Below are 11,635 nucleotides of genomic sequence, written 5' to 3' on the forward strand. Positions count from 1 at the left end.
AAAATTATTATGGCGAGAACATTATAACGCACTGAATCTTGGAACAAAATCTCTAAAGACAATAAAGAGATTATTCTTTATCGGAATGAACGTGATGGCAGCAGCTCTTAGAAGAACTTTCACTATGACAATGAGACTTTTTACAACAACGGAAGAAGCTTATCAAACAAATGAGTCCAGCAATTCCAATAATGATAAAGACAAATCGTCCAATAGAAGAAGTTCCTTCTATTCCCAATCTCGCCATAATGTTTACTTGATGATGCGTGACTCCTATAATTCCCACATTCAATGCAGAAAGAACAACTATAAGAGAGGAAATTCCTCGAACGAGTTTGCCTAGCATTGCTTTTCTCCTAAGTGATGTATACTTAATTCCATCTTTTAGTCTTTTTTTTAATTTAAAAAACTTTTTTTTTCAAATACGAATGTCTTTTCTCTCAAGGGGGTAGCGTTGACTTTTTGCATACAAAGAGTTAAGTTTAATAGCAAAGTTTGGTTTTGATGCTAACTCTCGTGTTTTCGTCTTTTAAATGATAATTTAGGATTTTAATATTATGGCGCAGCAATCTTATGTAGATAAGCAAGAAGTTTTACTTTTAGCAAAAAGTTCCGCTTTACAGTTAAGTGATGAGTTGGCTCAAGAATATTCAGACTCTTTGAATGAAATCATTGGAACTATGGAAGCTACTTTAGAAATCGAAGTTGCTGATATAAGTTCTGAAGAATTGTTGACTTATGTTGTCGGTCCTGAGGATCTTCGAGAAGATATCGTAGATCAAAGCTTTTCTCGCCAAGAGTTTTTGTATAATGTTCCTGAATCTTTAGGGGGGCTAGTGAAAGTCCCAACAGTGATGAAATAGTCTAGGCAAGAGGAGTTTATGTATCGAAATAGTGCTATAGAACTAAGAGAAGCTGTTGTTTCTGGGAAACAATCTGCATTTAAAATAACGCAACAGTGTTTTTCCCATATTCGAGAAAGAGATAGTGAAGTCGGTGCTTTTATTTCCTTTTGTGAAGAGCGCGCTTTAGAGAAAGCTGAAAGCGTAGATGCTAAGCGCGCTCGTGGAGAACCCCTTGGAAAACTTGCTGGTGTTCCTATCGGAATAAAGGATAACATTCATATTAAAGGATTGAAAACCACATGTGCATCTCGCATGCTGGAAAATTATCAAGCTCCTTTTGATGCTACAGTTATAGAGAAAATCGAAGCCGAAGATGGAATTATTTTAGGCAAACTCAATATGGATGAGTTTGCTATGGGATCTACAACACGCTATTCTGCATTCCATCCTACCCATAATCCCTGGGATTATTCTCGGGTTCCTGGAGGATCTTCAGGAGGATCTGCAGCAGCAGTAGCGGCAAGATTTTGTTCTCTTACTTTAGGATCTGATACAGGAGGTTCTATTCGTCAGCCGGCTGCATTTTGTGGTGTTGTTGGCTTTAAGCCTTCTTACGGTGGAGTATCTCGTTATGGTCTTGTTGCTTTTGGATCTTCTTTAGATCAAATTGGTCCTATGGCAACCGTTGTTGAAGATATTGCTTTAGCTATGGATGTCTTAGGATGTCATGATCCCAGAGATGCAACTTCTCGAAAACTCTTTTTGGGATCTTTTGTTGAAGGTTTATCCAAAGAAGTTCCTAAATTGATTGGTGTGCCTTTAAATTTTTTAGAAGGACTTCGTGAAGATGTTAAGAAAAACTTCTTTGATTCTTTGGCAATTCTTGAACTAGAGGGAAGTCGCATTGTAAATATAGATTTAGACATCTTACGTCATGCAGTACCTATATACTACATAATTGCTTCTGCAGAAGCTACTACCAATCTTGCAAGATTTGATGGGATCCGTTATGGCTATCGCTCCAAGCGGTCCAATATGCATGAAGTTTATGAGTACTCCCGAGCTGAAGGTTTTGGAAAAGAGGTTATACGAAGAATTCTCCTTGGGAATTACGTACTTTCTGCAGAAAGGCAAAGTATATATTACAAAAAAGCAACAACTATACGAGCGAAAATCATTCAGACTTTTTTAGCTGCATTTGAAAAGTGCGAAGTTATAGCACTTCCTGTTTGTTCTTGTCCTGCCTTTGAACCTGAAGAAATCTTAGATCCTTTATCACTATACTTACAGGATATCTATACTGTAGCTATGAATTTGGCTTATCTTCCAGCTATTGCAGTTCCCTCTGGATTTTCTCGAGAAGGACTTCCTTTAGGATTGCAGATCATAGGCCAACATAGCAAAGATATACAAGTGTGTCAGGTTGGTTATAGTTTTCAAGAGCATTCTAAAATTAAAAATTTATATCCTGATGGCTTCGGACACTGGTTAGATGAAGGAGGGATAGCATGAGTAGTGATATTTATGCAGATTGGGAATCTGTGATAGGATTAGAGGTTCACGTAGAGCTTAATACTCAATCAAAATTATTCAGTACTGCTTTGAATCGTTTTGGAGATGAGCCCAACACGAATATTTCTCCCGTATGTATAGGATTACCAGGATCTCTTCCCGTATTGAACAAAACTGCAGTTCGAAAGGCTGTACTTTTTGGCTGTGCTGTACAAGGAGAAGTCGCTTTTTTTAGCCGTTTTGATCGTAAGTCTTATTTTTATCCTGATAGCCCTAGAAATTTTCAAATTACACAATTTGACCATCCTATTGTGCGTGGGGGTAGAATAAAAGCTTTTGTCTCAGGAGAAGAGCGTTATTTTGAGCTTGCTCAAACTCATCTCGAAGATGATGCTGGTATGTTGAAGCATTTTGGAGAATTCGCTGGTGTGGATTATAACCGTGCTGGTGTTCCTCTAATAGAAATCGTTTCGAAACCCTGTATGTTTTGTGCTGAAGATGCGGTTGCATATGCAACAGCTCTTGTATCTTTGATAGATTATCTTGGAATCTCCGATTGTAATATGGAAGAAGGGTCTGTACGTTTTGACGTAAACATCTCTGTTCGTCCTAAAGGAAGTATCGAGCTTCGTAACAAGATTGAAATAAAAAATATGAATTCTTTTGCTTTCATGGCTCAGGCTTTAGAAGCAGAGAAGATTCGCCAAGTAGATGAATATCTTTCTCGGTCACACGAAGCTCCTAATATTGTTATACCTGCAGCAACATATCGTTGGGATCCAGAAAAAAAGAAAACTGTTTTAATGCGTTTAAAAGAACGTGCCGAAGATTATAAATACTTTCCAGAACCAGATCTTCCAACCTTACAGCTAACAGAAGATTATATTGAATCTGTAAGAGCTGAACTTCCAGAGCTTCCGTATGATAAATATCAGCGTTATTTGATAGACTATGCTCTTGCTGAGGATATTGCTGCGATTTTAATTAGTGACAAGCCTACAGCAATGTTTTTTGAGACCGCTTGTAAGAGTTGTCAAAATTATCGAGCTCTTTCAAATTGGATAACTGTAGAATTTGGTGGGCGTTGTAAGAATCTAGGTATTAAGTTACCGACATCTGGAATTCTTCCTGAAAGTATAGCACAACTTGTGAATGCTATTGATAAAGGAATGCTTACAGGAAAAATAGCTAAAGACATTGCAGACATTATGCTATCTTCGCCACAGAAAACTTTTTCTGAAATCTTAGAGGAAAACCCTGAGATGTTGCCGATGACAGATGAGAACGCCTTACGTAAAATAGTGTTCGATGTTGTTACAAGTAATCCAGAATCTGTTGCGGATTACAAGAGTGGTAAAGTTAAAGCTTTAAGCTTCATGGTTGGGCAGATCATGAAACGCACATCAGGAAAAGCACCTCCACAAAAGGTCAATGAGCTTATTCTTCTTGAGATGAATAAAGAGCTTTAATAGGAAAGAAAAAGCTCATAATCTGATTGTTTTGAGCTTTTTTTATTCGTCTTCAAATTCAGAATCAAAAGGATTCTTCTTTTTGTCATAAGAAAGAGAAGGCTTTGGCTTTCCATGTTTCTTGTTTTTATCTTCCCTGTCTGAAGAGCTTTCACCTTGATCTTGTTGTTGTTGCTGCTTGTCGTCTTTAGTATTTTTATCTCTAGAATCGTTTTTTGTAGGACTAATACGAGATGTGCGAAGCGCATGAGACGACGGTTGTTTTTGTGAAGTAGGTCCTCCTGAAGGATAAATCGGAACAGGTGTCATAATTATTGTTGCAGGAGTCTTTATTGGAGCTGGATCTATAGGTTGGAATGTGCTTTCTGTAGTGGAACTAAGTGTTGTGCTTTGCTGTGTTGATGATGTTGGAAGTACAGTTTTTTTTGACCCTAGAGTGTGAATTCCTCTAGGAGGAACAGGTGGGGGAGTTGAAGAACTGCTACTTGAAGATGAGTCAGAAGAAGGGGGTCTTTCTTGGGGAATTGTCCCTTGAGATTGCTTGCGGTTTTTTTTAAGTCTTGTGTGTTTGCGGACTTCTGTTTCTGATCGTTGTTTTTTAGCGGTGTGTGAAAGCAATTTTTTAGTTTCTCTTGCTACCTTTTTAGCGTCTTTAGGACTTGGAGATGGGGTAATCACTTCAGAAACTGTAGTTGTTTTATCTTTAGTATCTATAAGTTCTCGTTTGATATGAGCGCAAGTAACTTTGCTTAACGACATAAAGAATAGCCCAATTGTAATCACTCCCATAATAAATTGTGGGTTGGCAAAGAGTAAGGCTGTGCCTCCAGCACTGAAATACGCCGAAGCGATTAGTGCTGTGGCTATCCCAAGAACGATAATCGGTAATAAAACTGCAGTTAACGTATCAGCAATTTTTTTAGCTCTTGGTGTAGAGACTACGTCAGAGATTAGTAGGGTAATTCCTAAGGCTCCAATTACGAAACCAGGAATCAACCCGTAAAGAAGGAGACCTTGTCCTTGGGAAACTGCAAGAATTGAAATAATAGAAATGATCGCAATGGCAATAATGGTAAGATCAAAAACATAACGCATTTTGGGATTGCGATCAGGAAGCGTTATAAATCTACGAAATAGTCCTGCAGGTTGAGTTTTCAAGCGTTCTACAAGCCCTGATTTTGCTCTAGGTGGTTGTTGTGAGGGAATCGGAGAAGAAGTCCGAGCTTGGTCCAACTTATTAATAGGATTGCTCATATATTTGAAAACTCTCTTATTTAGTTGTATTAGATATACATATTTCTTGCTTTAGTATAAATCTTATTATTATTTAGTTAGGTCAACTTTATTTTTTTTAAAAAATTTAAAGATCTTAATTATAAAAATTATAAATTTTTTTAAAATTCTTAAAAAACGTCTGAATAAGAGCTGTTAAAACTACGTGGTAGGTAAATCTTTTGTAGTAGGACGTTGATACTCAGGTGGAAAAAGACGTTTGTGGACTTGAAGGAGTGTTGCGCTTGCTCCAAGAGAAACTCCAAGGCAGATAACAAAAAATACTGCTTCTGGAGGAACAGAGATCATAGCGAAAATCGATACAACGAGTAGAGCTATAACGAGTAGGTTGATTCCCCAAGCTGCTAAATAGGGAAGAGCCTCCTTGCAGCTTCTTTTATAGATACATTTAATCATAGCTTGTATCGGAATAAGAACAACGACAGAAGCTGCTACCATAGGAATGGTTAAGATCTTAAAGCTTCCTAAGATTACTGAAGCTAAAACCTCAATGATCATAGCAATCTTAGGGTAACGTGCTGTGCATTTCTGGGATTTATTGGCTATCAGACGTTCAGGAAAAAGATGATCAAGATAAAGACTAGCACCGTTTTTACAAGTAGTGCAAGAACTCATATCCACCTAAAATACAGATTTTACGTGAGGATTTTAAGTTTCCAAGTATTTTTATACAATCAGAATTTCCTGCTTCAAAGCCTTACTTTTTAAAGACTTAGAAAGCAATTTTTGCGGATCCTCCGAAAAATGCCGAGGTTTTGAAGGGATAAGTATTTTTATTATTGTTATGGTCATCTGCAAGAGAGATATCACTTCCTAAAGACCATCCGTAAAAGCCTCGGATGAAGCTTCCCGGCCAAGGAGTAAGTTTCACGTTTGCTTCTATAGCTCGACCTTGATATTCAAAAATCCCTAAAGAAGAAGAAAAATTATTTTTAGGTAGTTTCTTACGAAAGCGCGTAAGACGATAGGAAACTCCAAGATCACATACGGGAGTACAGTGATATTCTAACGAAAAATTCGTAGGATAGATGGAATTTAAAGTAAGATTTTCGTTAAATTTGTATGTTACTCCAATTAGAGGCCATGCTTTTTCTTGATGAAGCCCTGTTTCATTAATAACTCCAAATACAGCTGAGAGCTTGTCTGTTGCTTGATATTTTCCAGAAAGAATCCCTTGATAGAGTCCATAACCTACTTTAAAATTTTCTGGATCTAGGAGTCCTGAAAACATAACAGACCATTGCCAATTTTTCATGGAGAGAGTGTATGCTCCCACAGAAAGCAAAATGTAATTGTAATAAGATTTATCCTGAAATGTTGTGAATCCTAAGGTTTTCGGGTCTTCGATAGGAAAAGTTGACAAGCTGTTCCAAAGAATATTAGCTCCAACATAGCCCGTAGACATAAGAAGCCCCGATTGCATTGTTATAGGAAGAGTACAAAGTATTGTTGCATCATATTGACGATAACCTAAAGTTTGCTCTTTAAGATGTTTGAAGTTGGCATTATTGACTTGTAGATATTGAGTTTGACAAGAGATTGCTTTGGGGGGAGAGGTTTCACAAGATTTAGGGTCGATTCCTAAAGCATCTTGAAGAATAAAAATCGGTGTGGAAAGAACGTGTCCTGCAAACGTAATGAGTTGAAATAGTAGCTTGAACATATGTCGTCGTTATCTTTAACGGAAAGATTCTCAGGAAAGGCCTGCTGCTTTTTCTAAGGATAAAAATAAAAGTATACTGGATAGCCACATTACCATCTAATAATTTCCTGTGAAGGATATCAGCGCTTAACTTCTTAAGAAGCTATTTAAGGAGTATATTTGTTGTGTAGAAGATCAAATTTTCTCAGCACAGATTTCTGAGAAAGTTTTAAAATGAGCTTTGCAAAGTTTTTTTAAAACCTCTTCACCTTGAGCTTTCAAAATAGCTCTACCTACATCTTTAACGCGAGAACTAGCCCCTTTTGGAAGCTGAATTTTATGGAGATTTTCAAGTTTTTTTATAGAGGTAATAAAAGCTTCTCGAGCAAGAATAGACGCTGCAGCAACTACAATGTCCTGTTCTGCTCTAGGCTTTTGTATGAGGAAAATATCTGAATTTTTCTTTTTTAGAGCTTTAAGAAGAGTGTGTTTTGAAGCTGCAAATTGATCTGAAATGGCAAAGACTTCCTTAGCGGGGTAAGGAGCTAAGTGGTCTATAATAGATGCGTGTCCCCAAGCGAGTAAAGCGTTAAGATTGTGAAATTTTCCATAAAGTTCGTTATACTTTTCAGGATATAAAATTAGAACGTCATAAGTACATAAAGAGCGTATAGTTTTCGCAAGAGATAAAATTGTAGTATCGCGAAGTGTTTTAGAATCTTGAATGTTTGTTTTATAAAGCTTTTTTAGAACCATAGCATCTGAAGCATAAACACCCGCTACACATAGGGGACCAAAAAAATCTCCCTTTCCAGATTCATCTACTCCAATACGAGGTCGAAGATCTTGTCTTAAGGTAGGACAAGATATCGAATGGAGGACTTCGGGTTCCAATATAAACTCAACGAATTCTTGTGAACCTTTTCCTTGAATTACAAGTTTTCCAGAAGAATACAAAGTACAGGTTACTGTCGGAGACTTTGCTTGAAATATGGTATTTTGGGGATAAGAAAAAATAAAACTTTTTTCTTCTAGTTTTTCTTTAAGTTTAGTTTGAGATTCTGGAGACAAAGTCGTTACGAAAGGTGAAGACATTTGTAATAGGACCTCAGCGTTACCTTAGCATACAATATACACACCAATGATTTCCAGATACAAATTAAACATTATTCATGTATATTCTTGAAGTAGTCTCGATACAGAGGTATTGGCTGTTTAAAAACTCCTTGTGTTCTTTTGGAAAGAAGAACTTACCGAAATTAAGAAATGAAAGCTTATCTGAAGGTAAAACATCCTTATGACAGAACATATTCATAAAGAGCTTGTGCATTTAGGAGATGTCTTTCGCTCTCGCCGTGAAGAGCAGGCTTTATCTTTGAAAGATGTGGAGGCTGCAACTTCTATCCGTTCCTCTTGTTTAGAAGCGATTGAGAAAGGGCATTTGGGTAAGCTTATCTCTCCGATATATGCTCAGGGATTCATAAAAAAATATGCTCTATACCTTGGATTAAATGGTGATCAAATTCTTCAAGACCATCCATATGTTCTGAAAATTTTACAAGAGTTCTCGGAACATAATATGGAGATGCTTTTAGATTTGGAATCTATGGGAGGGAGGAACTCTCCAGAAAAGGCTATCCGTTCTTGGGCTCATCTTGGTTGGGCAGGACTATTCGTTCTCTGTGGTGTCACTTTATGGTGGCTCGGATCTTTATTTTCTATCTTTTAATGATTTTCTTTTTAGTAAGATAGGTTTTTCCATTCTGTTAGAAACTAGCCACGGTAAAATTGCATTTATAGTTGTTTTTACAAGTTTTTTTGGTTTTCAGAAAACCAACTTGTTCTCTTTTTTCTTTATTTAAGAGTTTTGAGATTCTAATTTTGCACAACTTAAAATTGTTTTGTGAATTATGAAAAGCTTATTAGTAAGCAGTTTATCTGCAAAGAATCTTACTTACAAAATACAAAAACTGAACGAGATTAATTTTTATGAAAGGAGATATATCTTTTATTAAGAAGGTGTTGTGAAATGGACAAGAAAAGTTTATGTTTTAAGGAGAGAGTTTCTCTCCTTAAAACATAATCACATTTAACCTAAGAAGCAGCTGCTTTGGACTTTTTGGGATAATTTGAGAAGATCTTCTTGATCGCCAGGATCCCATCCTTCTTCTTCATCATTATTTCCTCCATCAGTTTCATCGGTCTGAACGTAAGGAAATATTTTTGAGTTATCTGTTTCTGTGAATGTGCCCCAGAGTTGATCTAATACTGCAGACCATGGATTGCTTGGATCCATTGGGTCAAATGGCAGTTCAGCAGGGTTCCGTTTATTTAAAGGAATGAAACCTACACCCATGACACAGAGACAAATTAATTGAAGATAGAGTCCCTTATCGAGGCAACAGCCAGATCCTTGCATAGAGAAAAGTTCAGGATTGTTTCCTAGTAATTTAGCTAGAAGTGCTTTCAATAAATTGCAGACTTCTTCGGAATGATCACCTAAAGGCCCTCTATACTGCTTACCAAGCTTAGAACCCCATGCGGATTGGAGTCGTCTTTCTAAACAAGCAAAATTTAAGCGTACAGCTTGTTTAGTGGCAACACCTCCTTCTCCTCCAGTAGCGCCCCCCCCCCCGCCTTCATCTTCTTCTATATTGTCATGCAACACCCAAAATGTAGGAAGATTTTGAGCTACTGGAATGCCTTTCCCTTCATGTTTAGCCTCTACCAATTCCGTTAATCTTTGTACTAGAATGGAGTTTATTCCAGGACAATTCTGAGGATTATTAGCTGTTTCGAAAAGTTCTCTACTGATTTCACATCCCAATCGTTTGCCTAACTCTTTACTACATTGGATACACCTATTTTCAAAATCACTTTTTTTATCATGATCAACTGAGCCATCGGGGCCGATGTTTTGAAGAAGAACTTCTCCTCCTCCGTTCCCTAGAGCCATACCTACACAAATAGGGCCGTACTTCTCCTTCATTTCTTTGACAAAGTCGTGTGCTGCTTTAGGATCAAAGTGTTCTTCTCCGTTGATACAACAATCGAAGCAACAGCTCAATAACCAACTACAACATTCTGGGCAGTGTTCTTTACACCAAGGAGTACATCTTCGATCGCAAGACGTAAGCGCTTTTTGAGTATGTTGGTTGTCAAGAAAACTTGTTAATACCTGTCCTGAGTTTTGTATGGTCTCTAAGAAATCACCGCCTCCTACCTTAATAATGAAATCTACTGTTGCTTTGCCTTTCTCTCCCCTTGCTGGCTGTTGCGTTATTACGGGAGCGCCCTGTTGATTTAGAGGAACATTTTCGTTCCCATCATCTCCTGGTCCTCCTGTTGTTACACGAGCACTAAAAGAACAAGGACAAGGCAAGCACATAAGTATTTTCTCCGTTTAGAGGATTAAAAACACAAGATATTGATAAACAACGACTTGTTGGTGGCACATTTTATAGATAAGGAGGAAATTTTGCAACTCGTCGCGATGATTCAGAGCTTCTTAAATTGATAGAGGAATAGGATAAAGTGACTTCCAGAATGCTTTACATGCGATTTTGTCTTGAAAATTTTTGCAAGAAAAATTTTTTCTGAAGAATGAATTTAGATTTTTTTTTGCGAATCTGATGTGTTTTAAACTTTTTTATTTACTTTTTTGTAAAAAATTTACAATCTTGTGCTGAAATCTTCTCCAGGTAGTCCATATTTCGATTTACAAAAGGTGCAACGCTTTGTTTTGTGATGATTATTGTCGGATGTGCTGCATTAAGCAACAGTAAGATTCAAATGGATCTTGTGTGTTTGAGAAAACTTGTATAGTTTGAAAAATATTTTCAAAAGGTAATTCAAAATTTTTCAGATGAGTTCAAAGTTATTAAAAAGTGGAAGAAGAGTTAGTTGCTATAGGTATGTTTTTGCATAAGAATTTAGAAACTTCTTTACCTGAAGTTTATTCTCAATTTTTTTGCTCTATATGTAAATTTTTATAGAAGAACGTTTTTAGAGAAAAACGTGCTATCAAGTATGAGTGATAGTCCACATCTTATAAAAGCTATAGGTTTTACATATGCGAAGCAAAAGATGGAATTTTTAGGTTTAGTATATTATCCTGATGCGAAAGCTTGTTTTCTTCTACATACGCTTTCTCTACAAGCTGCATCTCAAGAATAATAGGTTTCGTTAGTTAGTCTTTGATATGCAATAGCACAAGAAGTATTAGGTTTTCATCTAAGTTAGATTTTTTTCAATTCAGCCTTAGATATTCTCTCTGTCCCCCTGAGAGAGTGTTTAAGGCCTTTTTTTGAAGTATTAAAAACTTTTGGTTTAAACAAAAATTCTCTTATCTTCTCATGAATAAGTTTTGCAAGAATGAATTTTTCACGAGAGTTGTAGCAAATAATTCGTCTTATGAAAATGACTTTGTTTGTCTTTTTTGAATTCTTTATAGCTATTTTTGTAGATCAAAATACGACACGTTAAGCTCTGTGAAAAAGCTTGCCGGCAATTGTAAATCTTCTTTAATTGGACTTTTGTATGCTCTAACTTAGAGTTGGAAAGAATGCTTCATTCACAGGATTTTGTTATAATCCCTTTAGTTGTCAAAATGCTTAAATACATCTCTGTCTTAGATTTTCGGAAGAGAAGGGATTCGAACCCCCGGTTCCTGTAAGAGAACTTCTGATTTCGAATCAGACGCATTCGACCACTCTGCCACTCTTCCTTAAGTAAAGACAGTGTAGGGGATTGTTATCTAGGAATCAAGAATCTTTGTTTTGTGTATCTCTTTGTAATAAAAGTTTCTATAAACTACACTTACAAAGTGTTATTTTAATTCAGTGCATAGTAATTTATAATTAAAAGAGTTAATT

The 11,635-nt window shown here is 36.6% G+C and carries 11 protein-coding genes and 1 tRNA gene; 5 read left to right on the forward strand and 7 right to left on the reverse strand.

The window, feature by feature from the left end:
* Nucleotides 1-70: 70 nt before the first annotated feature.
* Nucleotides 71-346 (reverse strand): DUF378 domain-containing protein, encoded by a 276-nt coding sequence (locus JMS40_RS02790; RefSeq protein WP_201456760.1) that lies wholly within the window; start codon nt 344-346, stop codon nt 71-73.
* A 211-nt stretch (nt 347-557) separates the two neighbouring features.
* On the opposite strand from JMS40_RS02790, the gene gatC reads away from it, so the two are divergent.
* Genes gatC through gatB form a run of 3 tightly spaced genes read left to right on the forward strand, consistent with a single transcriptional unit; the run spans nt 558 to nt 3,826 of the window.
* Entirely contained in the window at nt 558-863 is a 306-nt protein-coding gene (gatC, locus tag JMS40_RS02795) for an Asp-tRNA(Asn)/Glu-tRNA(Gln) amidotransferase subunit GatC (RefSeq protein ID WP_201456761.1), read from the forward strand.
* Nucleotides 864-881: 18 nt separating this feature from the next.
* On the forward strand, nt 882-2,357 hold the full coding sequence (gene gatA, locus JMS40_RS02800) for an Asp-tRNA(Asn)/Glu-tRNA(Gln) amidotransferase subunit GatA (RefSeq protein WP_201456762.1): 1,476 nt from the start codon (nt 882-884) through the stop codon (nt 2,355-2,357).
* Entirely contained in the window at nt 2,354-3,826 is a 1,473-nt protein-coding gene (gene gatB / locus JMS40_RS02805; protein ID WP_201456763.1) for an Asp-tRNA(Asn)/Glu-tRNA(Gln) amidotransferase subunit GatB, read from the forward strand. The genes gatA and gatB overlap by 4 nt, the downstream gene beginning before the upstream one ends.
* A gap of 42 nt (nt 3,827-3,868) precedes the next feature.
* Here gatB and JMS40_RS02810 read toward each other — a convergent pair whose 3' ends face one another.
* From JMS40_RS02810 to rnhC, 4 genes are all read right to left on the reverse strand, one after another.
* A complete protein-coding gene (locus JMS40_RS02810; protein ID WP_201456764.1) occupies nt 3,869-5,080 on the reverse strand; it encodes an IncV family inclusion membrane protein in 1,212 nt (403 codons plus the stop codon).
* Between the two features lie 180 nt (nt 5,081-5,260).
* Nucleotides 5,261-5,734: a DUF5422 family protein gene (locus JMS40_RS02815; RefSeq protein ID WP_201456765.1), complete on the reverse strand. Its 474-nt coding sequence runs from the start codon at nt 5,732-5,734 to the stop codon at nt 5,261-5,263.
* A gap of 97 nt (nt 5,735-5,831) precedes the next feature.
* On the reverse strand, nt 5,832-6,782 hold the full coding sequence (locus tag JMS40_RS02820; RefSeq protein ID WP_201456766.1) for a hypothetical protein: 951 nt from the start codon (nt 6,780-6,782) through the stop codon (nt 5,832-5,834).
* A gap of 174 nt (nt 6,783-6,956) precedes the next feature.
* The gene (gene rnhC, locus JMS40_RS02825) at nt 6,957-7,856 is read right to left on the reverse strand and encodes a ribonuclease HIII (protein WP_201456767.1); all 900 of its coding nucleotides are present in this window, start codon (nt 7,854-7,856) and stop codon (nt 6,957-6,959) included.
* Between the two features lie 202 nt (nt 7,857-8,058).
* Between rnhC and JMS40_RS02830 the strand changes: the two genes are divergently transcribed.
* Nucleotides 8,059-8,490, forward strand: a complete 432-nt coding sequence (locus tag JMS40_RS02830) for a RodZ family helix-turn-helix domain-containing protein (protein WP_201456768.1) — start codon at nt 8,059-8,061, stop codon at nt 8,488-8,490.
* A gap of 360 nt (nt 8,491-8,850) precedes the next feature.
* On the opposite strand, the gene JMS40_RS02835 is transcribed toward JMS40_RS02830, so the two are convergent.
* Nucleotides 8,851-10,149: a hypothetical protein gene (locus JMS40_RS02835; protein ID WP_201456769.1), complete on the reverse strand. Its 1,299-nt coding sequence runs from the start codon at nt 10,147-10,149 to the stop codon at nt 8,851-8,853.
* A gap of 641 nt (nt 10,150-10,790) precedes the next feature.
* Between JMS40_RS02835 and JMS40_RS02840 the strand changes: the two genes are divergently transcribed.
* On the forward strand, nt 10,791-10,937 hold the full coding sequence (locus JMS40_RS02840) for a hypothetical protein (RefSeq protein WP_201456770.1): 147 nt from the start codon (nt 10,791-10,793) through the stop codon (nt 10,935-10,937).
* Nucleotides 10,938-11,400: 463 nt separating this feature from the next.
* Here the strand turns inward: JMS40_RS02840 and JMS40_RS02845 are convergent.
* Nucleotides 11,401-11,487: transfer RNA gene (locus JMS40_RS02845), tRNA-Ser, on the reverse strand.
* Nucleotides 11,488-11,635 lie beyond the last annotated feature (148 nt).

Origin of the sequence: Chlamydia sp. 17-3921, from assembly GCF_902705545.1 — a bacterium.
GTDB lineage: Bacteria > Chlamydiota > Chlamydiia > Chlamydiales > Chlamydiaceae > Chlamydia.

Excerpts from the sequence above, each read along its gene's own strand:
- gatC (WP_201456761.1), top strand. The coding sequence starts at position 558 with ATGGCGCAGCAATCTTATGTAGATAAGCAAGAAGTTTTACTTTTAGCA.
- JMS40_RS02840 (WP_201456770.1), top strand. The coding sequence starts at position 10,791 with ATGAGTGATAGTCCACATCTTATAAAAGCTATAGGTTTTACATATGCG.
- JMS40_RS02815 (WP_201456765.1), bottom strand. The coding sequence starts at position 5,734 with ATGAGTTCTTGCACTACTTGTAAAAACGGTGCTAGTCTTTATCTTGAT.
- rnhC (WP_201456767.1), bottom strand. The coding sequence starts at position 7,856 with ATGTCTTCACCTTTCGTAACGACTTTGTCTCCAGAATCTCAAACTAAA.
- JMS40_RS02790 (WP_201456760.1), bottom strand. The coding sequence starts at position 346 with ATGCTAGGCAAACTCGTTCGAGGAATTTCCTCTCTTATAGTTGTTCTT.
- gatB (WP_201456763.1), top strand. The coding sequence starts at position 2,354 with ATGAGTAGTGATATTTATGCAGATTGGGAATCTGTGATAGGATTAGAG.
- JMS40_RS02835 (WP_201456769.1), bottom strand. The coding sequence starts at position 10,149 with ATGTGCTTGCCTTGTCCTTGTTCTTTTAGTGCTCGTGTAACAACAGGA.
- gatA (WP_201456762.1), top strand. The coding sequence starts at position 882 with ATGTATCGAAATAGTGCTATAGAACTAAGAGAAGCTGTTGTTTCTGGG.
- JMS40_RS02830 (WP_201456768.1), top strand. The coding sequence starts at position 8,059 with ATGACAGAACATATTCATAAAGAGCTTGTGCATTTAGGAGATGTCTTT.
- JMS40_RS02810 (WP_201456764.1), bottom strand. The coding sequence starts at position 5,080 with ATGAGCAATCCTATTAATAAGTTGGACCAAGCTCGGACTTCTTCTCCG.
- JMS40_RS02820 (WP_201456766.1), bottom strand. The coding sequence starts at position 6,782 with ATGTTCAAGCTACTATTTCAACTCATTACGTTTGCAGGACACGTTCTT.